Here is a 397-nt window from a genome sequence, read left to right as displayed (position 1 = left end):
CATAGGCCTGAAAGCTCTCGAACTGATCCCAGTGATCGTCAACTGCGCTGACCATCGACTGGTCAGGGCGATGCAAATCGCCGCCAAGCTGGAGATTAAAGGGAGGATCGGCAAAAATGACGTCCACGGAATGATCCGGCAGGCGTTCCAGAGCCGCGACGCAATCACCTTTGATGATGGAGTCAAGCCAGGCGGTACGCGGAGCCTCAATGGGCAACTCATGTGCAAGACGTACAAGAGACATGGGATACTCGATTACCTGTGGACGCAAAAAACTTGTCCTTATGGTTACCGGGTAGGGTAAATATGCAGTTAACGCCAAGTGATTGAAATCGTAAATCTTTTCTTAAACGAGGTGGAAAGTCCGCAGTTCCGGGCTTTTCATGGTCAATTGACC

Annotated in this window: 1 pseudogene; it reads right to left on the bottom strand. The window is 50.9% G+C overall.

Going from position 1 to position 397, the window contains the following annotated elements:
* Positions 1-322, bottom strand: a pseudogene (locus tag M3677_RS17700) (hypothetical protein); the annotation flags it as partial.
* Positions 323-397 lie beyond the last annotated feature (75 nt).

This window comes from Curtobacterium sp. P97, assembly GCF_023712445.1.
Taxonomy (GTDB): Bacteria; Actinomycetota; Actinomycetes; order Actinomycetales; family Microbacteriaceae; genus Curtobacterium.
Note: the sequence above shows the minus strand (reverse complement) of the source record. Positions and strands in the feature narration are given on the sequence as shown.